This window comes from Sulfitobacter sp. M39, from assembly GCF_021735935.1.
Lineage (GTDB): Bacteria > Pseudomonadota > Alphaproteobacteria > Rhodobacterales > Rhodobacteraceae > Sulfitobacter.
On sequence record NZ_WMDZ01000001.1, the window covers coordinates 517,576 to 541,116 of the forward strand.

Annotated in this window: 20 protein-coding genes and 1 pseudogene; 15 read left to right on the forward strand and 6 right to left on the reverse strand. The window is 58.6% G+C overall.

The genetic code is table 11. From position 1 onward, the window contains the following. Positions 1–53 precede the first annotated feature (53 nt). Positions 54–2,675 carry a DNA mismatch repair protein MutS gene (mutS, locus tag GLP43_RS02450; RefSeq protein ID WP_237279910.1) on the reverse strand — a complete coding sequence of 874 codons (2,622 nt, stop codon included), beginning with the start codon at positions 2,673–2,675 and terminating at the stop codon, positions 54–56. Positions 2,676–2,876: 201 nt separating this feature from the next. Here mutS and GLP43_RS02455 point away from each other — a divergent pair, with 201 nt between their 5' ends. Together GLP43_RS02455 and GLP43_RS02460 are read left to right on the forward strand one after the other, a co-directional pair. Next, positions 2,877–5,135, forward strand: coding sequence for an NADP-dependent malic enzyme (locus tag GLP43_RS02455; RefSeq protein WP_237278064.1), 2,259 nt, complete (start codon positions 2,877–2,879; stop codon positions 5,133–5,135). Then, a complete protein-coding gene (locus tag GLP43_RS02460; RefSeq protein ID WP_237278065.1) occupies positions 5,132–6,010 on the forward strand; it encodes a ribokinase in 879 nt (292 codons plus the stop codon). The genes GLP43_RS02455 and GLP43_RS02460 overlap by 4 nt, the downstream gene beginning before the upstream one ends. Before the next feature lie 26 nt (positions 6,011–6,036). Here the strand turns inward: GLP43_RS02460 and msrA are convergent, their stop codons facing one another. Continuing rightward, positions 6,037–6,702 carry a peptide-methionine (S)-S-oxide reductase MsrA gene (gene msrA / locus GLP43_RS02465; RefSeq protein WP_237278066.1) on the reverse strand — a complete coding sequence of 222 codons (666 nt, stop codon included), beginning with the start codon at positions 6,700–6,702 and terminating at the stop codon, positions 6,037–6,039. 151 nt (positions 6,703–6,853) lie between these two features. On the opposite strand from msrA, the gene GLP43_RS02470 reads away from it, so the two are divergent. The 3 genes from GLP43_RS02470 to GLP43_RS02480 all read left to right on the forward strand — a co-directional run bounded on the left by GLP43_RS02470 (position 6,854) and on the right by GLP43_RS02480 (position 8,957). Beyond that, positions 6,854–7,762: a D-amino acid aminotransferase gene (locus tag GLP43_RS02470; RefSeq protein WP_237278067.1), complete on the forward strand. Its 909-nt coding sequence runs from the start codon at positions 6,854–6,856 to the stop codon at positions 7,760–7,762. Then, complete coding sequence (locus tag GLP43_RS02475) at positions 7,762–8,454, forward strand: sulfotransferase (RefSeq protein ID WP_237278068.1); 693 nt, start codon at positions 7,762–7,764, stop codon at positions 8,452–8,454. The genes GLP43_RS02470 and GLP43_RS02475 overlap by 1 nt, the downstream gene beginning before the upstream one ends. Positions 8,455–8,543: 89 nt before the next feature. Further along, positions 8,544–8,957, forward strand: coding sequence for a DUF7282 domain-containing protein (locus GLP43_RS02480; RefSeq protein WP_005850801.1), 414 nt, complete (start codon positions 8,544–8,546; stop codon positions 8,955–8,957). Positions 8,958–9,016: 59 nt separating this feature from the next. Here the strand turns inward: GLP43_RS02480 and GLP43_RS02485 are convergent, their stop codons facing one another. Then, positions 9,017–10,237: an argininosuccinate synthase gene (locus tag GLP43_RS02485; RefSeq protein WP_005850804.1), complete on the reverse strand. Its 1,221-nt coding sequence runs from the start codon at positions 10,235–10,237 to the stop codon at positions 9,017–9,019. Between the two features lie 125 nt (positions 10,238–10,362). On the opposite strand from GLP43_RS02485, the gene ilvA reads away from it, so the two are divergent. Then, entirely contained in the window at positions 10,363–11,595 is a 1,233-nt protein-coding gene (ilvA, locus tag GLP43_RS02490; protein ID WP_237278069.1) for a threonine ammonia-lyase IlvA, read from the forward strand. On the opposite strand, the gene GLP43_RS02495 is transcribed toward ilvA, so the two are convergent. Then, a complete protein-coding gene (locus GLP43_RS02495; protein WP_237278070.1) occupies positions 11,558–11,923 on the reverse strand; it encodes an Hpt domain-containing protein in 366 nt (121 codons plus the stop codon). The genes ilvA and GLP43_RS02495 overlap by 38 nt on opposite strands. 215 nt (positions 11,924–12,138) lie before the next feature. Here GLP43_RS02495 and GLP43_RS02500 point away from each other — a divergent pair. After that, positions 12,139–13,314, forward strand: a pseudogene (locus GLP43_RS02500) (SpoIIE family protein phosphatase); the annotation flags it as partial. 11 nt (positions 13,315–13,325) lie between these two features. On the opposite strand, the gene GLP43_RS02505 reads toward GLP43_RS02500, so the two are convergent. Further along, positions 13,326–13,772 (reverse strand): NUDIX hydrolase, encoded by a 447-nt coding sequence (locus GLP43_RS02505; protein ID WP_237278071.1) that lies wholly within the window; start codon positions 13,770–13,772, stop codon positions 13,326–13,328. Positions 13,773–13,850: 78 nt separating this feature from the next. Between GLP43_RS02505 and hslO the strand changes: the two genes are divergently transcribed. From hslO to GLP43_RS02545, 8 genes are all read left to right on the forward strand, one after another. Next, positions 13,851–14,837, forward strand: coding sequence for an Hsp33 family molecular chaperone HslO (gene hslO / locus GLP43_RS02510; RefSeq protein WP_237278072.1), 987 nt, complete (start codon positions 13,851–13,853; stop codon positions 14,835–14,837). Continuing rightward, positions 14,827–15,423, forward strand: a complete 597-nt coding sequence (locus tag GLP43_RS02515) for a CoA pyrophosphatase (RefSeq protein WP_237278073.1) — start codon at positions 14,827–14,829, stop codon at positions 15,421–15,423. Before hslO ends, GLP43_RS02515 begins: the two co-directional genes overlap by 11 nt. Next, positions 15,402–16,586, forward strand: coding sequence for a CCA tRNA nucleotidyltransferase (locus tag GLP43_RS02520; RefSeq protein ID WP_237278074.1), 1,185 nt, complete (start codon positions 15,402–15,404; stop codon positions 16,584–16,586). Before GLP43_RS02515 ends, GLP43_RS02520 begins: the two co-directional genes overlap by 22 nt. A gap of 69 nt (positions 16,587–16,655) precedes the next feature. Then, on the forward strand, positions 16,656–18,497 hold the full coding sequence (locus GLP43_RS02525) for an ABC transporter ATP-binding protein (RefSeq protein WP_237278075.1): 1,842 nt from the start codon (positions 16,656–16,658) through the stop codon (positions 18,495–18,497). Next, positions 18,497–20,323 (forward strand): ABC transporter ATP-binding protein, encoded by a 1,827-nt coding sequence (locus GLP43_RS02530; protein ID WP_237278076.1) that lies wholly within the window; start codon positions 18,497–18,499, stop codon positions 20,321–20,323. Before GLP43_RS02525 ends, GLP43_RS02530 begins: the two co-directional genes overlap by 1 nt. 38 nt (positions 20,324–20,361) lie before the next feature. Further along, positions 20,362–21,600: a class I SAM-dependent RNA methyltransferase gene (locus GLP43_RS02535; protein ID WP_237278077.1), complete on the forward strand. Its 1,239-nt coding sequence runs from the start codon at positions 20,362–20,364 to the stop codon at positions 21,598–21,600. Positions 21,601–21,609: 9 nt separating this feature from the next. Continuing rightward, a complete protein-coding gene (locus GLP43_RS02540; RefSeq protein ID WP_237278078.1) occupies positions 21,610–22,401 on the forward strand; it encodes an ion transporter in 792 nt (263 codons plus the stop codon). 85 nt (positions 22,402–22,486) lie between these two features. After that, complete coding sequence (locus GLP43_RS02545; RefSeq protein WP_237278079.1) at positions 22,487–22,984, forward strand: L,D-transpeptidase family protein; 498 nt, start codon at positions 22,487–22,489, stop codon at positions 22,982–22,984. A gap of 32 nt (positions 22,985–23,016) precedes the next feature. Here GLP43_RS02545 and GLP43_RS02550 read toward each other — a convergent pair whose 3' ends face one another. Further along, positions 23,017–23,526, reverse strand: coding sequence for a CAP domain-containing protein (locus GLP43_RS02550; RefSeq protein WP_237278080.1), 510 nt, complete (start codon positions 23,524–23,526; stop codon positions 23,017–23,019). Positions 23,527–23,541 lie beyond the last annotated feature (15 nt).

The following is a 23,541-nucleotide window of genomic DNA, read 5'->3' on the forward strand; positions in this document are numbered from 1 at the left end:
ATAGAGCGGCCCTTCGGGGAGGATTTAACACCATTTGGAAGCGAGGGAGGCGGTCAGGTTTTGGCCGCCTCTTTCAATTTATAAAGCAGGTCGAGCGCTTCACGTGGAGAGAGCTCGTCGGGGATGATCTCGGCCAGCGTTTCTTCGAGCTTGGAGCTTTGTTTTGGTTGAGGCGCAGGTGCCGGTGCCACGGCAAACAGGGGCAGGTCGTCGATCAGGGTTTTCTGCGTCGCGCCGCCTTCGCGTTCGCCCTTTTCCAACGCTTCAAGCACGACGCGTGCGCGCGCGATGACGGAAGGCGGCAAGCCGGCCAATTGCGCGACCTGCACACCGTAGGACCGATCGGCGGCGCCTTTGCGGACCTCGTGCAGGAAGATCACCTCTCCGTCCCATTCCTTGACCGCGACGGTAGCGTTATCGACCCCGCCCAGCTTGTTCGAAAGCGCGGTCATTTCATGGTAGTGTGTGGCGAACAAAGCGCGAGAGCGGTTGATATCGTGCAGATGTTCCAGCGTGGCCCAGGCGATGGACAAGCCGTCATAAGTCGCCGTGCCGCGCCCGATTTCATCCAGGATCACAAGCGCGCGGTCGTCCGCCTGATTGAGGATTGCGGCGGTTTCGACCATTTCGACCATAAACGTGGAACGGCCCCGTGCCAGATCGTCAGAGGCGCCGACGCGGCTGAAAATTTGGCTGATCAGCCCGATGTGGGCGCTGGCGGCAGGCACATAGCTGCCCATTTGCGCCATCAAGGCGATGATCGCATTCTGCCGCAGGAAGGTCGATTTACCCGCCATGTTAGGGCCGGTCAGCAGCCAGATGTTCGCGTTGTCGCCATCGGCCGACAGGGTGCAGTCGTTGGCGATAAAGGGGCTGCCGGATTGCTGGGCCAAGGCGCGTTCCACGACCGGATGGCGGCCGCCCTGAATGTCGAAGGCACGCGAATTATCGACGCGGGGTTTCACCCAGTTTTCGGACTGCGCCAGATCGGCCAGACCAGTGGCCAGATCAATCTCGGCCAATCCAGCCGAGGCAACACCGATCGGGCCGGAGTGATCCAGAATCGCGCGTTTCAACGTTTCATAGAGACGCTTTTCAATCTCCAGCGCGTGGTTGCCCGCGTTGAGGATCTTTGTCTCCATCTCTGACAGTTCCACGGTTGTGAAACGGACCTGATTGGCGGTGGTCTGACGGTGGATAAAGGTATCGGACAGCGGCGCCGACAGCATTTTCTCGGCGTGGGTCGCTGTGACTTCGGCGAAATAGCCAAGCACGTTGTTGTGTTTGATCTTCAACATCGAGATTCCGGTGAGCGAGATGAAATCCTGCTGCATCTGGGCAATGACGCTGCGGCCTTCGTCCCGCAGGGTGCGCACCTCGTCCAGCTCGGCGTCATACCCCGGCGCGATAAAGCCGCCGTCGCGGGCCAGCAAAGGTGGTTCGGCGATCAGCGCATCGTCGAGCAGATCAATCAGGCTGTCATGGCCGGTAAGCCCTTTGGCGGCCTGGGACAGCAGATCGGGCAGGGCGGCGGCTTGCATCTTGTCAGCCAGATGGCTGGCTTCGGTCAGGCCGTTGCGGATGGCGGCAAGGTCACGGGGGCCGCCGCGGTCCAGCGACAGGCGCGACAGGGCGCGGTCCAGATCAGGGACGTTGCGCAGATACTGCCGGATGTCATTGCGGATCGACGGGGTGTCATAGGCAAAGCTGATCGCGTCCAGACGGGATTGAATCGTCTCTAACACGCGGGAAGGTGACGAAATGCGCCGTTCCAGCAGGCGGGCACCGCCGGCGGTCACTGTTTTGTCCATCACGGACAACAGTGTGCCGGCGCGGCCACCGGTCAGCGCGTGTGTCAGTTCAAGATTGCGACGTGTGGCAGCGTCGATCTGTACGCTGCGGGCCTCGGCCTCTTTCTGCGGAGGGCGCAGGAGGGGGAGTTTGCCCTTCTGTGTAATCTCGAGATAGTCGATGATCGCGCCCATGGCCGAGATATCAGCCCGTTCAAAGCTGCCGAAGGCGTCGAGCGACCCGATGCCGAACAGATCGCAGACCCGTTTTTCAGCGCTGCTGCTGTCAAAGGCAGAGCGTGCGATAGGGGTCAGCGCGATGTCGAAATCAGAGACTAATTCACGCAAATCAGTCTCTTTCGCTTCTGAGACGATCAGCTCTGACGGGGACAGGCGAGCCAGTTCGGGGCCAAGCCGCGACAGGGTCAGGGGCATCACGTGGAACGCGCCGGTCGAAATATCGACCCAGGCCAACGCATGACCATCGCGGACCTCTGCAAATGCGGCCAGATAATTGTGGCGCCGCGCTTCGAGCAGGGATTCCTCGGTCAATGTGCCGGGGGTGACCAGCCGCACGACATCGCGTTTGACCACGGATTTATAGCCGCGCTTCTTCGCCTCTGCCGGGCTTTCCATCTGTTCGCAGACCGCCACGCGAAACCCTTTGCGGATCAGCGTCAGCAAATACCCTTCGGCAGCATGCACCGGAACGCCGCACATGGGGATGTCTTCGCCCCCGTGCTTGCCGCGTTTGGTCAGCGCGATATCCAGCGCTTCAGCGGCATTGACGGCATCGTCAAAGAACATTTCGTAGAAATCGCCCATGCGGTAGAACAGCAGCGCTTCGGCGTACTGGGATTTAAGCTCTAGATATTGCGCCATCATCGGCGTGATTTTTTCTTCGGTCACTCTGCGCCCCCGGTTCGAGTTAACGTTGTGTACAAAACCGCGCCCCCAGACGAAAGGGCGGACCGGCTTTGCACGCAAGGCGTCGCCGCGACGTCGCGCAAACCGTGAGCGCCATCATGATTGTGTGAGGGGCCGATCGGCGATATCAAGCGGGAAACCATGAGGAAAGCCGTTCTAGTGACCAAAAACCGCATCACGTCCGAAGAGGCGCTCGCCTTTCACCTTGAACCCACGCCGGGCAAGTTCGAAATCACCGCAACCGTCCCGATGACGACCCAGCGGGATCTGAGCCTCGCCTATTCCCCCGGTGTTGCCGTTCCGTGTGAAGCGATCGCCGAAAATCCCGAGCTGGCATATGACTATACCAACAAGGGCAATATGGTCGCGGTAATCTCCAACGGCACTGCCGTTTTGGGCTTGGGCAACCTTGGTGCGCTGGCGTCGAAACCGGTGATGGAGGGCAAGTCGGTGCTGTTCAAACGGTTCGCCGACGTGAATTCGATCGACATCGAGCTGGATACCGAAGACCCCGAGGCGTTCATCAACGCGGTCAAGCTGATGGGCCCGACGTTCGGCGGGATCAACCTTGAGGATATCAAGGCGCCGGAATGTTTCATCATCGAACAGCGTCTGAAAGAGGAGATGGATATTCCCGTCTTTCACGACGACCAGCACGGCACCGCGGTGATCTGTGCCGCCGGTCTGCTGAACGCTTTGCGCATTTCGGGCAAGAAGATCGAAGATGTGCAGATTGTGTTGAACGGTGCGGGGGCGGCGGGGATCGCCTGTCTTGAACTGCTCAAGGCGATGGGGGCCAAGCACAACAACTGTATCATGTGCGATACAAAAGGTGTGATCTATCAGGGCCGTACCGAGGGTATGAACCAGTGGAAGTCGGCCCATGCCGCGCAGACCGAGCTGCGCACGCTGGAAGAGGCGATGAAGAACGCGGATGTGTTCCTGGGTGTGTCGGTCAAGGGGGCGGTGACGCCCGCGATGGTCGCCAGCATGGCGGATAATCCGGTGATCTTCGCGATGGCGAACCCCGATCCTGAAATCACGCCGGAGGAAGCGCACGAGGTGCGCCCCGATGCGATTGTCGCCACGGGCCGCAGCGATTACCCCAATCAGGTGAATAACGTGTTGGGCTTTCCCTATCTGTTCCGCGGGGCGCTTGATATCCACGCCCGCGCCATCAACGACGAGATGAAGATCGCCTGCGCCCACGCCTTGGCTAATCTTGCGCGCGAGGATGTGCCGGACGAAGTGGCGCTGGCCTATGGCAAGAACCTGAGCTTTGGTCGGGATTATATCATCCCGACGCCGTTCGATCCGCGTCTGATCCATCGTATTCCGCCTGCTGTTGCGCGTGCAGGTATGGACACCGGCGCCGCGCGGCGCCCGATCATCGATATGGACGCCTACGAGCTGAGCCTGAAGTCGCGGATGGACCCGACGGCGAATATCCTGCGCGGGATCAACGCCCGTGCGCGGGCCAATCAGGCGCGGATGATCTTTGCCGAAGGGGATGACCCCAAGGTTCTGCGGGCTGCGGTGATGTATCAACGCTCCGGTCTGGGCAAGGCGCTGGTGGTCGGACGTGCTGACGACGTAAAGGCCAAGCTGACGGCGGCGGGGATGGAGGATGCCTACCGCGAGCTTGAGGTCGTGAATGCGGCCAATACCCAGCACCTGGAGACGTATAAATCATTCCTTTACAACCGCTTGCAGCGCAAAGGGTCGGACAGCAAGGATATCCACCGTCTGGCCGCCCGTGACCGCCACGTCTTTGCCGCGCTGATGTTGGCGCACGGGCATGGCGATGGTCTGGTGACCGGTGCAACCCGCAAATCCGCCCATGTGCTTGAACGGCTAAACCACGTGTTCGATGCAAATGCAAAACACGGCGCCGTCGGGATCACTGCGCTGCTGCACAAGGGGCGGATTGTGTTCATCGGCGATACGCTGGTGCATGAATGGCCGAACGAAGAAGACCTTGCGAATATTGCTGAAAAAGGGGCCAAGGTCGCGCGCCATATGGGGCTTGAGCCGCGGGTTGCCTTCGTCAGCTTCTCTACCTTTGGCTATCCGGTTTCCGAGCGGGCAGAAAAGATGCAGCGTGCACCCGATGTGCTGGACGCACGCGGGGTCGATTTCGAATACGAAGGCGAAATGACCGTGGATGTGGCGCTGAATGCGGAAAGCCAGAAGAACTATCCGTTCTCGCGGCTGACAGGGCCTGCGAATATCCTCGTCGTGCCGGCGCGCCATTCGGCCAGTATCTCGGTCAAATTGATGCAGGAAATGGCGGGCGCTACGGTGATCGGCCCGATCCTGACAGGGTTGGACAAATCGATCCAGATCTGTTCGACCACATCCACCGCGAATGACATCCTGAACATGGCTATTCTGGCGGCCTGCAAGGTCGGCGAATGATCTGGAACCTCGGCTCTATCAACGCGGATAACTTCTACTATCTGCGGCATCTGCCGGCGCCGGGGGAAACGATTGCCGCGCATGATTTCCGGCAAGGGTTGGGCGGGAAGGGGGCCAATATGTCGGTCGCCGCCGCCCGCGCCGGAACGCGCGTCATGCATATCGGCGCCGTGGGGCCGGATGGTAAATGGGCCGTGGACCGCTTGCTGGAATACGGCGTCGAAACGCAGCATATCAGCAGGATCGACACGGCCACCGGCCACGCGAATATCTGTGTGGCCGAGGATGGTGAAAACTCTATCGTGTTGTTTTCAGGGGCCAATCACCAGATCACCACCCAGATGATCGGGGCCGCCCTGGCAGAGGCATCGCCCGGTGACTTTCTGCTGATGCAGAACGAAACCCTGGGCCAACGCTTTGCCGCGCAGACCGCGCATACTCTGGGCCTGCGCGTCGCCTATGCCGCCGCGCCCTTTGATGCTGAAATCGTGGCGCAGGTTCTGCCCGACATTGGTCTGCTGGTGTTGAACGAGGTCGAGGCAGAGGCGCTTGAAAAAACCACAGGCACCCGCATCGACGCGCTACCGATCGACGATATTATCGTGACCTTGGGTGCTGAGGGGTGCAAATGGGTCTCTAACAAGGCGAAAACGGTGCAAAGCTTTCCGGCCTATCCGGTCAAAGCCATCGATACCACGGGGGCGGGGGACACGTTTACCGGCTATCTGATCGCTGCCTTGGACCGCAAACTGTCGATGCCGGATTCGATTGCGCTGGCAATGCAAGCTGGTGCCTTGATGGTCACGCGGCAAGGAACAGCGGACGTGATCCCGGACCTCAAAGACATCCAGGATCACGGTTTTGACGAAGATTAACGCTCGCGATTAACGCGGGGTTAACGTTATTTCGCAAAGGGCGCAGCGCTGCCCCAAAGTTGTTTCACGCGCTGGTCGCGCCCGCAGCCGTTGCGATAGCGCTTGTAGGCGACAGATTTCTTCACGCCCAAGCCGACGCTGGTAAAGGCCAGACGTTCGTCGCTTTTGTAGTAATCCTGATGGTAGGCATCGGCGGGGTAGAACGCGGCTTTGCCCAAGATCGGGGTTACGACGGTCTTGCCCAAAGCGGCCTGCGCATCGGCCTTGGCCTTTTCTGCAGCGGCCTTCTGCCCGTTATCGTCGACAAAAATCGCGGTGCGGTAGCTATCGCCGCGGTCGCAAAATTGCCCACCCGCATCCGTCGGATCAACCGACCGGAAGAAAATCGACAGCAACTTGTCCGCAGACACAACCGCCGGATCATACTGGATCTGCGCGGCTTCATAGTGCCCCGTGCCGCCGCCGACCACCTGTTTATAGGTGGGGTTTTTCACGCTTCCGCCCGCAAAACCCGACACGACCTCTTTCACGCCTTTAACGCTTTCAAAGTCCGCTTCAACGCACCAAAAGCAGCCGCCCGCGACCAAAAGCGTCTCTGTTCCGGCGGCTTTTGCGGTTGTCGCCTGTGCTGCAAGGCCCAGACCAATGGCAGCGCTTAACGCGATCATGCGCATGTTTGTGGCAAATCCCATGGGTATTCTCCTTTGTTTTGCCTGACGGTGACCGCAATGTTTGCGCGACGCAACTCAGGTGCCCGTGATGTCACGGCCAAGTGATGTCGATTTCACCCTTGGCCCCGCGGCACGAAGTTCTTAGCGTCAGCCCCAAAGAAGGAGCAATTTGATGCAAACCCACGTCACCACGCACCAAGCCGAAGAAGATGCCCGCAATGAAGATATTTTGATCTATTTAAACGGTCAGATTGTCCCCAAGGCACAGGCTGTGGTCAGCGTCTATGACAGCGGTTTCATGCTGGGCGACGGCATCTGGGAAGGGCTGCGGCTGTATGATGGTACGTGGGCCTTTCTGGACGATCACTTTGACCGTCTGTTCGAGGCGTCCAAAGCCATTGACCTTGACATCGGGATGACGCGCGACGCCCTGATTTCAGCCTTGTTAGAGACGCAAAAAGCCAATGGCATGACCACTGATGCCCACGCGCGCCTGATGATCACCCGGGGGCCAAAAACGCGACCTTTCCAGCACCCGTCGCTGTCGCAATCGGGCCCCACCATCACGATCATTATGGAACACTCGCGCCCGAATATGCCGCGCCCGATCCGGCTGGCCACAGTACCGCATCTGCGTGGGCTGCCAATGACGCAGGACCCAAAGCTGAATAGTCATTCCAAATTGAACTGTATTCTAGCGTGTATTGCGGCGGAAAAAGCGGGTGCTGACGAAGGGCTGATGCTGGATATTAATGGTTTCGTGAATACAACCAACGCCTGTAACTTTTTCATTGTCCGCAAAGGGGAGGTTTGGACCAGCACCGGCGATTACTGCATGAATGGAATCACCCGTCAGAAGGTGATCGATCTATGTCGCGCCAATGATATCCCGTGTTTCGAAAGGAATTATTCATTGGTCGACACCTATGGTGCTGACGAGGCCTTCTTGACCGGCACATTCGGGGCGCAAACACCTGTCGCGATGATCGACGGCCGCCAGATTGGCACGGGCGACATGGGGCCGGTGACCGAAAAGCTGCGCGGTTTGTACAAAGACCTGATCGCAAAGGAATGTGCCTGATGCGTATTGCAATGTGGTCCGGCCCGCGCAATCTGAGCACGGCGATGATGTATAGCTTCGGAAACCGCGCCGATTTCATCGCGATGGATGAACCGTTCTATGCGCCGTATCTTAAGGCCACCGGCGCCGATCATCCGATGAAAGATGAAATTATCGCGGGGCATGAATGCGACCCCTTGAGCGTCGCGGCGCACTGCGCAGAGCCGGGCACGCCGCATCGCTACATGAAACACATGCCTCATCATATGATTGACGGGTTTCCGATGGATTGGGCAGAGGGATGCGTGCATGTCCACCTGATACGCCACCCCGCCCGCGTGATTGCGAGCTATACCGCGAAACGAGAAGCGCCGAATTTTAATGATATCGGCTATGGTCAACAGACCGCGCTGTACGATCAAATCGGTGGTCTGGTCATCGATTCCGCTGATATTCGCGCCGACCCCGAAGGCATGCTGCGCAAGCTGTGTGATGCCATCAACCTGCCCTTCGATCCGGCGATGCTTTCCTGGGCGGCGGGCCCGCGTCCCGAAGATGGCATCTGGGCATCACATTGGTACGGTGCCGTGCACAAAAGCACCGGTTTCGCGGGGGCAGAGGGGCCGTTGCCTAGGCTTGAACCTTCCGCAGATGCGCTGTGTACCGAAGCACTCCCACATTATAAAAAGATGTATGAACAACGGCTTAGATGAAGTTTGGTAAAAATCCTCGATTTATCGAAACTAAATCATCTCATGTTGCGTGATTTATCAGGAAGAACCACGCAACAAGGAGATTTGACATGAAGATGTTTACAGCAACCGCTCTGGCTCTCACGCTCGCCACGGGTACAGCCTTCGCCGCCGCACACAGCAACGCGATGGTCGAAGCGATGGATCAAGATGTATCCAACGGTGTGGTCAGTGCCGACAAGGTGATGGCAACTGAAAACGGCTGGATGGTCGTTCACCGTACAGATGCCGAGATGAAACCCGGCCCCGTTGTCGGCTACGCGCCTCTGCGTGCTGGTGAAAACGTCGACGTTGCCGCCATTCTGCAAGAAGAAGTGAAATCCGGCGATATGTTGATGCTCATGGTCCACTCCGAAGAGGGCGGCATGAAAACCGGCGGCTTTGAATACACATTAGGTGCCAAGGAAGACGGCCCGATCAAGCCAGACGGTAAATTGGTGATGACGGTTATTACTGCAGAGTAAACCGTTCTAACCCAATAGAAGGCCCGGACAGAATATCCCCCTGTCCGGGCCTTTTTTGTTTACCCTTTTAGGCGTTTATCGCGTGCGGCCAAGAGCTTGAGACGCAGCGCGTTCAGCTGAATGAAGCCCGCCGCGTCTTTTTGATCATAGGCACCAGCGTCATCTTCAAATGTCACGTGGGCTTCGGAATACAGCGAGTGATCCGACCAACGGCCGACTGTACGCACATGGCCTTTGTACAATTTTAGTCGAACTGTACCGGTTACATGGGTTTGCGAGGCATCAATCGCCGCTTGCAGCATGGTGCGCTCGGGGCTGTACCAGAAACCGTTATAGATCAGCTCCGCATAGCGCGGCATCAGCTCGTCCTTCAGGTGCATCGCGCCACGGTCCAGGGTGATCGATTCGATCCCGCGGTGTGCTTCAAGCAACAAGGTGCCGCCCGGCGTTTCGTAAATACCGCGGGATTTCATCCCGACAAAACGACCCTCGACAAGGTCAAGGCGCCCGCAACCATGTTTGCCGCCAAGTTCGTTCAGCTTAGCCAGAAGTGTCGCGGGCGACATGGCTTCGCCGTTGATGCTTACGGCATCGCCACGTTCAAACCCGATCTCTACATACTCGGGCGTATCTGGCGCTTGCTCTGGCGAGACCGTGCGCTGGTACACATAGTCGGGCGCGTCCACGGCCGGATCCTCCAGCACTTTGCCTTCCGAAGAGGTGTGCAGCAGGTTCGCATCCACGCTAAACGGCGCTTCGCCGCGTTTGTCCTTCGCCACGGGGATCTGATGTTTTTCGGCAAATTCGATCAATTTTGTCCGGCTGGACAGGTCCCATTCCCGCCATGGCGCAATCACCTTGATGTCGGGGTTCAGCGCATAGGCCGCCAATTCGAAGCGAACCTGATCGTTACCTTTGCCAGTCGCGCCATGCGCAACGGCGTCGGCACCGGTTTCGGCGGCGATTTCAACAAGGCGCTTGGAAATCAGAGGGCGCGCGATAGAGGTGCCCAGCAGATATAGGCCTTCGTAGACCGCATTGGCGCGGAACATTGGGAAGACGAAATCGCGCACGAATTCTTCACGCACGTCTTCCACGTAAATCTCGGATGCGCCCATCATTTCAGCTTTGGCGCGGGCGGGCTCAAGCTCTTCGCCTTGGCCGAGGTCAGCGGTAAAGGTAACCACCTCGCAGCCATATTCGGTTTGCAGCCATTTCAGGATGATCGAGGTATCAAGCCCACCAGAATAGGCGAGCACAACTTTTTTGGGCGCGGACATGATGTTTCCTTTTCGGTTTGCACCGCGAAGTACCTGTTTTTCAAGGCGTGAGCAAGATTGAAGGCTGCGTTGACCGCGTCAGCAGGGAATCGTATCGACAAGTATTCAACGGGAAGGTCGATGAGATGACAGATATGTTTAAAACTGCAGCACGCAGCGCAGCGCAACAGATGCGAGAGGTGTTTCCCGCCACCCCCTTGATGCGCAACGAACATCTGTCAGAAAAATATGGCGCTGACATATGGTTGAAACGCGAAGACCTAAGCCCCGTTAGATCATATAAGTTGCGCGGAGCGTTCAACGCGATGCGCAAAGTGATCCCCGAGAAGTCTGTTTTCGTTTGCGCAAGCGCGGGCAACCACGCCCAAGGTGTTGCATTTATGTGCAGTCATTTCGGTGTGAAAGGGGTGATTTTCATGCCCGTCACGACCCCTCAACAGAAAATTCAGAAAACCAAGATGTTCGGTGGGCTTCAGGTCGAGGTTCGCTTGATCGGCGATTACTTTGACAAAACACTCGCCGCGGCGCAGCAGTATTGCGTGGAAGAGGGTGCGCATTTTCTTTCTCCTTTCGATGATGAAGATGTCATTGAGGGTCAAGCCTCCGTTGCGGTTGAAATAGAGGAGCAGCTAGGGCGCGTGCCCGACCACATTCTGCTTCCCGTTGGTGGCGGCGGTCTTTCGTCCGGCGTTTACAGCTATTTTCAAAATGCGTGCCGGTATAGCTTTGTTGAACCTGAAGGGGCCCCTAGTTTGGCCAAAGCTTTGGCGGCGGGTGCACCGGTGGATGTGTCTCCTATCAATAGTTTCGTCGATGGGGCCGCGGTCGCAAAAATTGGCCAACGTAACTTCGCACGGCTGGATCGTGTCGCAGAGAGTGATGTGATCCATCTGGCCGAAGACCGCATCTGCGTCACGATCATCGAAATGCTGAATGTTGAAGGCATCGTGTTAGAACCTGCTGGTGCCCTTTCTATTGAGGCGCTGGGAGAAGTAGCTGACCAGATCAAGGGCAAGACCGTTGTATGCGTAGCATCCGGCGGAAACTTCGATTTTGAGCGTCTGCCAGAGGTGAAAGAGCGGGCGCAGCGGTACTCCGGCGTCAAAAAATATTTTATTCTGCGGATGCCGCAGCGCCCTGGTGCACTGAAAGAGTTCTTGAGCATTCTCGGCCCGGACGATGACATCTGTCGGTTTGAATACCTGAAGAAGTCTGCGCGAAACTTCGGTTCCGTTCTGATCGGAATTGAAACACGCAGCCCTGACAGTTTTGGGCGGTTCTTGGCGCAACTTAAAGACGCAGGATTTACCTATACGGACATTACGAATGACGAAACCTTGGCTCAATTTGTTCTATAGGCGCACTGCAGGTCTCCGTGTTTGATAGGAAATGTTCTTTCGATTTCTCATAGCTGGTCATTATCTCCTTCCGAATAGATGTGATTTGATGGCTGCCGGTAAAATTGCGTTCGACCTGCGCGCATCGTTCTGACAATTCGACAAACCCCACGCTTAATGCGCTGCCCTTCACGAAATGAAGTATATCGCGAAACTGATCGGTCGTTACGCCGGTCGTTAGTTGGGCAATGGCTTCTTCCACCTCCTTAAAAAACACGCGCATAATTGTGCTGAAGTCGTTGCGCCCTACAGCGGTTTGCAAGGTCGCGACCTGCTCCCAGTCAATCACTGATTCGCCTCCTTCTCCGGTCACTCTGGGGCAAAAATCTTAACAAAGCGTGCAGGGTGATCATCACTTTAAAACTTTTGGGCTTCACCGAATCTTAATCTGTCGTTGGCTAGGCTCGGGGTGAAGTTGTCGAAAGCTTGTGTATGTTGCAAAACAAGATTGAAAAAATAGCCCGACCAAACACGCCGCAGCGGTTTCGCGCGATCAAAACAGCTATGGTTGTCGACGATAGCGCGCTGCAACGGCGAATCTTGATGGCGACGTTGTCGCGATGGGGATTCGATGTGCAGGAAGCGGCCTCTGCTGAAGAGGCATTGGCGGTCTGCGAACAAACGCTTCCGGATCTGATCATCAGCGATTGGATTATGCCCGGTATGTCGGGGCTGCAATTTTGCGAGGCGTTTCGCAAACTTTCGAAGGGTAGCTACGGGTACTTCATTTTACTGACGGCAAAATCTGATAAATCCGAGGTGGTTAAAGGGTTGGACAGCGGTGCGGACGATTTTGTCAGCAAGCCAGTCAACGTTGACGAGCTACGCGCGCGGATTATGGCGGGCGAACGCATTTTGACGATGCAGCGTGAATTATCGTCGAAAAACCGTGTCATTAGTGAAGCTTTGGACGCGTTGCAAAACGTACATGACGCATTGGATCGGGACCTAGACGAAGCGCGAAAATTTCAGAAATCCCTTTTGCAGGAACCATACTGCGCCTTCGATGCGGGTGCCGTGTCTTTGATGCTCAGGTCCAGCGGGCATGTAGGGGGCGATCTGGTGGGATATTTCACAGCGGGAAATAGCATCGGGATCTACGGGCTAGATGTGTCCGGTCACGGGGTGAGCTCGGCCCTGATGGCCGCCCGATTGGCCGGTATATTTTCCGCCGTCGCACCGGAGCAAAACCTGGCATTGGCACGCCAATCTGACGGGACATATAAAATGCGCCCGCCCGACCAAGTAATCGCCGAACTGAACAGCCTAGTGCTCTCTGACATGGAATCGGAGCAGTATTTCACGCTTTTTCTGGCGGAAATTGAACTTGATACCGGCAGGATCAGGGCAACCCAGGCCGGCCACCCGCACCCCTTCATTCAGCGACGCAACCGAGGGTTGGAAAACTTTGGGAGAGGCGGGCTTCCCGTAGGGCTGATCTCCGATGCGCAATATGAAACGGTCGCGGGCCAGCTTTACCCTGGCGACCGTCTGATCGTGCTTTCCGACGGGGTGACGGAATGTCCTGACCCGATTGGGCAAATGCTGGACGATAATGGTTTAAATCAGGTTCTACATGATCTGCACCCCATCAGGGGGCCGCTTTTCTTTGACGCGCTCACGTCGCGCCTAGAAGATCATGCGGGGACGGCTGACTTTCCTGATGATGTTTCCGGCATCTGCTTCGAATTTCAGGACCTTGTCGCCAGAAACCGTTCAAGAAAGTGCCGATCCCCATCGTTGCCTAGCACCGAAACGGCCTCTTCCCCCGACAGAACAACTGTTGCGTGGTCAGGCTCTATCGGGGGCGCAATATGACGGACGGGATGGGCGACATAGACATGGCAAATTTTCTCGGCCCAGATGTCATAATCCGGCATATAGACGTATCGCCGGAATGCACCCAATCGGCGGGGGCGCGCAATGGTCCAGCCAATCTCTTCCATCACCTCGCGGTGGAGCGTTTGGAGAGGCGATTCACCGGGGTCAATGCCACCGCCTGGCAACTGAATATCAACATGTGGCCTAAGCTGGGCGGTCATCAAAAAGCGGCCCTTGAGGGGCAAAATCGCATAGGCTCCGGGACGCGACGTGTATGTTTTTCCCGGAATGGGCGGTTCCCCAACGCGTCGCATCATATGACTCCCCCTTTTCGCACCGCTTGTTGCCCTTATATAGACGCGGTATGCCAACCGTCTGCCGGTAAGGAAAGTCAAATGACCCAAGGAAACAAAATCGCGTGGGACGACACCGTTCTACCCTTTCAACTCGATGCCTCTGATATTCGGGGGCGCGTCGCGCGTCTGGATGGCGTGCTGGAAGGGATTTTGCGTCAGCATGACTATCCCGAAAAGGTAGAAGCGTTGGTCGCCGAAATGGCTTTGCTCACGGCGCTGATCGGGCAAACCATTAAGCTGCGTTGGAAATTGCAACTACAGGTCCAATCCAAAGGGCCCGTGCGCATGATTGCGACAGACTACTACGGGCCGACGGATGATGGTGAACCCGCGCGCATCCGCGCTTACGCCAGCTATGATGCCGACCGGATCACCGATGGGCCGGCCTTTGATCAGGTGGGCGAGGGGTATTTCGCCATTATGATCGATCAGGGCAACGGTATGACCCCTTATCAAGGGATTACGCCGCTTACGGGTAAATCGCTGTCCGAATGTGCAGAGGCGTATTTCGCGCAGTCCGAACAGCTGCCCACACGGTTTGAGCTGAGCTTTGGCAAATCCACCTCCCCGGGGGAGGATGAGCATTGGCGCGCCGGCGGTGTTATGCTGCAACATATGCCCAAAGCTTCGCCCTTTGCCGCGCAAGGGGAAGGCAGCGGCGAGGTGCTGCAAGCCACTGATCTGGTTGACGGTGAAGAGGGGGATAACTGGCGCCGCGTCAACGTCTTGCTGGATACGGTAGACGCGCTTGAACTGATTGGGCCGAACCTGCCGCCAACAGATCTTTTGAAACGTCTGTTTCACGAGGAGACGCCGCGAGTATTCGACGCGCAGGCGGTCCGCTTTGGCTGCACCTGCTCCGAAGACCGCGTGCGGCAAAGCCTGTCGATCTATTCGGCGGGGGATATCGAAACGATGACGACAGACGACGGCCGCGTCACGGCCGACTGCCAGTTCTGTGGCGCGCATTATGATTTGGACCCGAAAACGGTCGGGTTTGACGCAGAAGATAACAGTGGCAAGTGATCAGCTCGCCCATTTTCGGAAGGCGCTGGCGCAAACTGGTGTCACGTCTTCCGATTTTGACCTAAACAAAGGGTCTACGCCACCGGCGAACCGGACATTGCGGCCAGCTGGCGTTTTGGCCCCGATTGTTGAACGGGACGGTCGGTTGGAACTTATCCTGACCAAACGGTCGTCCGCGCTAAAGCACCATCCGGGGCAAATCGCATTCCCGGGTGGCAAGCAGGATGGCGGTGATGCGGATGTTGTTGCGGCAGCCTTGCGCGAGGCGCGAGAAGAAATCGGCCTTCCCTCGGATTTGGTCGACGTTTTGGGTACGCTGCCCGCACATGAGACAGTTACCAATTTTCTGGTGACGCCCGTCATTGCCTTTGTGAAGAAAGACTTCGAAATTATCCCCGAGCCCGGCGAGGTTGAGGAAGTCTTTACCGTTCCACTTGACCATGTGCTCAACGCGGAAAACTACGTGGTTCAGTCGCGCCGGTGGCAGGGGCAGCGGCGGTATTATTACACGGTCCCTTACGGTCCCTATTACATTTGGGGGGCAACCGCGCGTATGTTGCGGGCATGGACAGAACGTATGATGTGACCCTTCCCGCCAGCACGCGCTGGCTTTCCGACCCCGATGCCCAAGCCGTATGCGATGCGGTGACGGACGGTGGGCATGCAATCTATTTTGTCGGGGGCTGTGTGCGGAACGCGCTTTTGGGCTTGGCGGATAGCGATGTCGACATGTCGACCAATGCACTGCCCGAACGCGTCATGGCCCTCGCGACGCGCGCTGGGCTGAAAGCCGTACCGACGGGCGTGGAACATGGAACTGTCACCGTGGTCAGCGGCGGTAAGGGGTTCGAGGTGACGACCTTCCGCCGGGATGTGGAAACGGACGGGCGACGCGCGGTTGTCGCTTTTTCGGACAGTATCCTCGACGATGCGTTGCGCCGTGATTTTACGATGAACGCGCTTTACGCGGATGCGCAGGGGCGGGTGATCGACCCGCTTGAAGGTCTTGTTGATTTGCGCGCGCGGCGGGTGAGGTTTATCGAGGATGCCGCCCAACGTATCCGCGAAGATTACCTGCGCACGTTGCGCTATTTCCGGTTTTGCGCGTGGTATGCGGACCCGGTCGAGGGTTTCGATCCGGAGGCTTTGGCCGCGATTGCAGCGCATACCGACGGGTTGGAAAGCCTGTCGGCGGAGCGGATCGGGGCAGAGCTTACGAAGCTGTTAACAGCGCCAGACCCTGCGCCAGCGGTCGCGGCGATGCGCCAAACCGGCGTTCTGGGGACCATTCTGCCGGGGAGCGATGACCGCTGGCTTGGGATGGTTGTGCATTTCGAACAGCTGTTGCTGATGCCTGTGGACTGGCGCACGCGGCTGGCAGCGCTTGGCGGAGAGGGTATCGATCAGCGCCTGAGGTTGAGCAAGGCAGACGCGAAACATCTGCATCGGCTGAAAGAGGCGGCATATGGTGCGCAATCCATCGTCGCGATTGCCCATACCGACGGCGGTGATATGGCGCGCGCGGTTGTTGTGCTGCGCGCCTGCCTGTCTGAAACGCCACCCGACGCGGCTGTGCTTGATATTATCGCGCAGGCCGAAGCTGCCGTATTTCCCGTGCAAGCCGCTGATTTGATGCCGGAATATACCGGCCCTGCTTTGGGCAGGCGGCTGGCCGAGCTTAAGGCGCTCTGGATCGCTTCGGGGTTTGCGGCGACGCGCGACAGTTTGTTGGACACGCCAGAAAGCTGACACAACCTGTGGTCTTTTCGGCGCGGCTCTTTCTATAGTGGCGGCGAACACGCGCCCCACAGGTGAATTATGTTTCGATTTTTCGAAAATCTTGTCGATCCCTATGCGGACTACGACGAGCAAGACACGCCGCCCACGCGATTGTGGCCCTTTTTCCGGAACTACAGCGCGCCGTTCAAAACGGTGTTCTGGGTCACGGGTGTGCTTTCCGTTGTAGTTGCGGCGATCGAGATCGGCTTGATCTACTATATGGGCCGGCTTGTCGATCTGATGGACGGCAGCCCGGCCGAGGTATGGCGCAGCTATGGGGCGGAGTTTATCGTCGTCGCGCTGCTTATCCTGATCGCGCGTCCTGCTGTGCAGGCGGTTCATGTGTTACTTCTGAACAACGCTGTGTTGCCAAATTACGGCACACTTTTCCGTTGGCGCGGACACCGGCAGGTGTTGCGGCAATCGGTCGGCTGGTTCGAGGATGACTTTGCCGGGCGCATCGCCAACCGCATCATGCAAACGCCCCCCGCAGCGGGGGAGGTCGTGTTTCAGGTCTTTGACGCGATTTCATATGCACTGGCCTATCTCATCGGCGCTGCGATTTTGTTAACCACATCGGACTGGCAGCTGCTGATCCCCTTGGTCGCATGGTTCGCGCTTTATGCTGTGCTGACCCAGTGGACGATCAAGCGCGTGGCGGTTGCGTCGCAGGCGGCGTCGGATGCGCGGTCCGAGGTGACGGGGCGCGTGGTCGACAGTTACAGCAATATTCATTCGGTCAAGATGTTCGCCCACCATGACCGCGAGATTGAATATGCCAAGGGTGCGATCGAGAATGCGCGCGTCACCTTTCAAAAGGAAATGCGGATATTCACCATCATGGATATCTGTCTGGTCAGCTTGAACGGTTTGTTAATCGTCGGGGTCGTAGGCTGGGCGTTCTATCTGTGGTCAACCGGCAACGCGACGGTGGGCGTGGTGACGGCCGCGACGGCGCTGACGCTGCGGTTGAACTCCATGACCGCCTGGATCATGTGGGCGCTTTCGACGTTCTTCCAGCAGCTTGGCGTTGTGGCCGAGGGGCTTGAAACGATTGCGCAGCCGATCACCCTGGTTGACGATAGCGATGCCAAGCCGCTGGCCCTGACCGACGGGCAGGTGGAGATGCGCGGGCTCACCCATCATTACGGCCGTGGTTCGGGCGGGTTGGATCACGTGGATATCACCGTGCAGCCGGGGGAAAAGATCGGCCTGATCGGGCGGTCGGGCGCGGGTAAATCGACCTTGGTCAAGCTGCTGCTGCGGTTTTACGACCCCGAAGGCGGACGTATTCTGATTGACGGGCAGGATATCACCACCGTCCGGCAGGACAGCCTGCGACAGGCCATCGGGATGGTGCAGCAGGACAATGCCCTGCTGCATCGGTCGATCCGCGAAAATATCCTCTACGGTCGTCCCACCGCGTCGGAGGCAGAGGTGATCGCCGCCGCAAAACAGGCGCAAGCGCATGATTTTATTCAGGAGTTGAACGATCAGGGCGGGCGGTCCGGCTATGACGCGCAGGTTGGCGAGCGGGGGGTGAAGCTGTCGGGCGGGCAGCGGCAACGCATTGCGCTGGCACGGGTCATCCTCAAGAACGCGCCGATCCTATTGCTGGACGAAGCGACGAGCGCGCTTGATAGCGAGGTAGAAGCCGCGATCCAGCAGACCCTGTACGGCATGATGGAGGGCAAGACCGTCATCGCCATCGCGCATCGCCTGTCCACCATCGCTGAAATGGACCGTATTCTGGTCATGGACGGGGGCCGTATCGTCGAAGAAGGCACGCATGAGGTGCTTTTGGGACAAGGCGGGCTATATGCAGATTTCTGGAACCGGCAATCCGGCGGGTTCCTTCGCACAGAAGAGCCGACATCGTAATGCCTTTTACATGGATCGACCCGTTTTCCCCCGCCAAGACAGAGCCGCCGCGCCGTCTGGGGGCCTTTTTTCGTTGGGCGCTGAAGGGCAGCGGCCCTGCGCTTGGCGTTGCGGGGGTGCTGTCAGTTTTCGCCGGCGTGATAGAGGTGATGGCCGCCCTGGTTCTTGGGTGGGTTGTGGATGCGGCGCTTGCCGCCGACGCGGGGGCTGTATTCTCGGATCATACGGGGCTGCTCTTGGCGGGGCTGGCGTTCTTTTTGCTGCTGCGTCCGGCGCTGTTTGGCGTCAGTTCGTATATGCAGTCGATCGTGGTCGCGCCGAATGTGTTCAACCTCGTGCTGTCGCGCTTGCATCGCTACACGTTGGGGCAGGCGGTCACGTTTTTTGACAATGATTTCGCGGGCCGGATTTCGCAGAAGGAAATGCAGACCAGCCGCGCGCTGACCGATGTCGTGACCGAGGTGCTGCATACGGTGTTGTTCGCCGCCGCGTCCTTTGTCGGCGCGGTGATGCTGCTTGGCACGGTGGATTGGCGCATCGCTGCGGGGCTGGTGCTTTGGATGGTCGGCTATGTCTTCCTGATCCGCCACTTCATGCCGCGAGTCCGCAAACATTCCAAAGCGCGGGCAGGGGCGCGCGCAATGGTGACGGGGCAGGTGGTCGATACGATCACCAACATCAAAACCGTCAAGCTCTTCGCCCATGCCGATCACGAGGACCGCGCCGCCTTGGGGGCGATGCGCAAGTTTCTGGACACGAGCCTCGATTTCGGGCGGGTGAGCGTCTCTTTCCGGTTCTGGCTGATGACGATCGCGGGGTTTTTGCCGGTGCTGCTGGTGGGCGGCGCGCTTTGGTATTGGTCGTTGGGTCTGGTGACGGCGGGCGATATTGCGGCGACGGGGGCGGTGTCGCTTCGGCTGGCGCAAATGACCGGCTGGGTCAGTTTCACGCTGATGGCGCTTTATGCGAATGTGGGCGAGGTTGAAGACGGGATGCGCACGCTGGCCGCGCCGCAGCAGCTGCGCGATGTAGACGGCGCGGCAGAGCTGGAGGTGCGCGAAGGGGCGATCCGCTTTGACGGGCTGCGCTTTACCTATGGTCGCGATACGGGCGGTATCGAAGAGCTCAGCCTATTGATCAAACCGGGGGAGAAGCTGGGCATCGTCGGCGCATCGGGGGCGGGGAAATCGACGTTAGTGTCGCTTTTGCTGCGGCTCTATACGGCGGAACAGGGTCACATTTCGATTGATGGGCAGGATGTCTCTTTGGTCACCAAGCAAAGCTTGCGGCGTCAGATCGGTATGGTCACGCAGGAGACCGCGATGTTCAACCGGTCGGCGTTCGACAACATCCGCTATGGCAAGCCCGACGCGACAGAGGAAGAGGTCATCGCCGCCGCACGCAAAGCCGAGGCGCATGAGTTCATCGAGAAGATGCAGGATCACACAGGCCGCAGCGGCTATGACGCGCATCTGGGGGAACGGGGGGTGAAGCTGTCGGGCGGACAACGTCAGCGTATTGCGCTGGCCCGCGCGATCCTCAAGGACGCGCCGATCTTGATATTGGACGAGGCGACAAGCGCGCTGGATAGCGAGGTCGAAGCCGCGATCCAAAGCGCACTGACCCGCGTGATGGAGGGTAAGACGGTGATGGCCATCGCCCACCGTCTGTCGACCCTGACCGAGATGGACCGCATCGCCGTGATGGACGCGGGCCGGATCGTAGAGATCGGCACCCATGAGGCCCTGCTTGCCAAAGACGGGCTTTATGCCCGCTACTGGCGGCGGCAGTCGGGCGGGTTTTTGGATATGAAGGCCGCAGAATAAGGCTTTTGCTGCGTCCGGCTTCGCGGTAAGCCCTGCGCATGACAGAATATACAATCCAGCGACTTGGCCACCTGGGCGACGGCATTGCGCCCGGCCCTTTATTTGCTCCTATGACCCTGCCGGGCGAGGTGGTGACAGGCACGCCTGACGGTCAGACCCTGACCGACATCCGTATAGTCACCCCGTCAGAGAACCGGGTGTCGGCGCCGTGTCGCCACTTCAAGGCGTGTGGCGGCTGCCAGTTGCAGCATGCGTCGGATGATTACGTCGCGGATTTCAAACTGGGCGTGGTCAAGGCGTCGCTGGATGCCCACGGGATAGAGACTGTTTTCAAGCCGCTGCAAACCTCTCCTGCGCAATCGCGCCGTCGGGCAACCTTTGCGGCGAAACGCACCAAAAAGGGCGCGATGGCCGGTTTCCACGGGCGCGGGTCCGATGTGGTGATCGAAATTCCCGGGTGTCAGTTGCTGGACCCTGCGGTGATGGGCGCGCTACCGATTGCCGAAAAGCTTGCCGTGATCGGCACCAGCCGCAAGGCTGCCCTTGCTGTAACAGTGACCGCGTCGCGCGGGGGGCTCGATATCTCGGCCCAGAACGGGAAAGAGCTGGACGGCCCCTTGCGGCAAGAGCTGGCGCATCTGTGTGACAGTCTGGGGCTGGCGCGGCTGACCTGGGACGGCGAGGTGATCGCGATGCGCACGCCGCCCGTACAGCGTTTCGGTGCGGCCAAGGTGACGCCTCCGCCCGGTGCCTTCCTGCAAGCTACCCCGCACGGAGAGGCGGCGCTGGTCACCGCCGTGCGCGAGGCCGTCGGTGAGGCGCGCCATGTGATTGACCTGTTTGCCGGCTGCGGCACGTTCAGCCTGCCCTTGGCCGATCAGGCAGAGGTGCATGCCGTCGAAGGCGACGCCGCCATGACCGCCGCGCTGGATCACGGCTGGCGCATGTCGACGGGGCTAAAACCCGTGACGACAGAGGCGCGCGACCTGTTCCGCCGTCCCTTGCTGCCGGACGAGCTGGCCAAGACCGACGCCGTGGTCATCGACCCGCCGCGCGCGGGGGCAGAGGCGCAGATCGCCGAGATCGTCAAAGCGATGCCGCCGGTGCTGGCCTATGTGTCGTGTAACCCCGTCACCTTCGCGCGAGACGCCGCCGTGCTGATTGCCGCCGGTTATACGTTGAATTGGGTGCAAGTCGTTGATCAATTCCGCTGGTCCTCCCATGTGGAGCTGGCAGCGCAGTTCACTGCGCCGGAAGTACAACGCAAACGTAAGTAACGCAGATCTATGGTGGGCACGGTAAACATGCGGGAACGTCTGGGAAGATGGGTCGAAGGGCGGGCCGTCAGCAATTTCATCATCGGTGTGATCGTGTTCAACGCCGCCCTGCTGGGGATGGAGACAGCCCCCGCCCTGATGGAGAAATACGGCACGCTGATACTGTTTCTTGATCGCGTCTGCCTGTTCATTTTCATCGCCGAGATCGCGCTCAAGATCATTGCGCGCGGGGTCGGCTTCTTCCGCAACGGGTGGAATGTGTTTGACTTTACGGTCGTTGCCATCGCGCTGGTGCCCGCGGTGCAGGGGCTGTCTGTCTTGCGGGCGCTGCGTATCCTGCGGGTTTTGCGGGTGCTGTCCGTCGCCCCGCGACTGCGCCGCGTTGTCGAAGGGTTTATCACCGCGTTGCCCGGTATGGGGTCGGTGTTCCTGCTGATGACGATCATCTTTTACATCGGGTCCGTCATCGCGACCAAATTGTTCAGCGACCAGTTCCCCGAATGGTTTGGGTCATTGCCCGCCAGCGCCTATAGCCTGTTCCAGATCATGACGCTGGAAAGCTGGTCGATGGGGATCGTCCGCCCGGTGATGGAGGTCTACCCCTATGCCTGGGTCTTCTTCGTGCCGTTTATTCTGGTCACGACCTTCGCCGTGGTGAACTTGCTGGTGGGTCTGATCGTGAACTCGATGCAGGACGCGCATAACGAGGAAGAGACCGTGCGCACCGATGCCTACCGGCTTGAGGTGATGGAAAAGCTGGAAGCGATCGAAAAGAAGCTTGCAGAGCACAGCCGCCGGTAACGGCTTTTTGACCGCACCGATATTTGCTACATGATAGGGCATCCACATAAGGCCGAAAAGGTCGCGGGAACGAGGCATAGTGAACATGAAACGCAGAAACCTGATTCTGGGTGGCACCGCGCTGGTCGCGCTTGGGGCCTGCAGCAGCAGTAAATTCAAACGGTACAACGGGCCGCAGGTCACCTATGTGGTCGTCAACAAAGGCGACCGTCGGATGTACCTGATGCACCACGACAAGGTGCTGGAATCATACGATATCAAACTGGGTTTCGCGCCCGTAGGCCACAAGGTGTACGAAGGCGACGGCCGCACGCCCGAAGGGGTGTATTTGATCGACCGGCGCAATCCGAACAGCCGGTTCCACCTGTCGATCGGCATCAACTACCCCAATGAAATGGACCGCGCCCGCGCCGAATCTTTGGGCAAAAGCCCCGGTGGCGATATCTTTATCCACGGTCAAAAGACCGCCAAGGACAAGAATCGCACCGATTGGACGTGGGGATGTATCTCTGTCTCGAACGACGAGATGGAGGAGATCTATGCGATGGTCGGGGATAACACCCCCATCGCACTGAACCCCTAATATCTAGCTAAAAGCGGGGGTGACCTTGGCGGTCACTTCCCCATCACCATAGTCCACCAGATCTTGCCGTTGTTTTCCTGATGCCAGGAAAAGCCCATGTTCGCAGCATCTTTAGACATGATGATGCGGCGGGTGTCTGGTTTTTCCATCCAGGCGGCAAGTGTTTCAAGCTCGGTCTCGTAGGTTTCCGAGATGACTTCGCCGACCAGCGCGCCGGTATACCCTACACGTTGGATACGATCGACAGGGGACGACCCGTCAGACCCGAAGTGCCAGGGGCGGTTCTGCACCGCCATATCCCGCGAATGGGTGGCGGCGGCGGCGTTCAGTTGTGCGTCCAGTTGAACCGGTGCCAGACCAGAGGCACCGCGCAGCGCGTTCACGGAATCAAGCATACGGAACTGTAGCTTGCCGGTATCATTGCGCCCGATCTTATAGACCGTGGGGCCGGGGCGACCGTCGGATGCAAGCGGGGTCGGGGCAGGGGTACAAGCCGCCAGCGCCACGGTCAGGGAAATAAGGATTGAAAACAGACGGATCATGGCGCAGCTCCACGC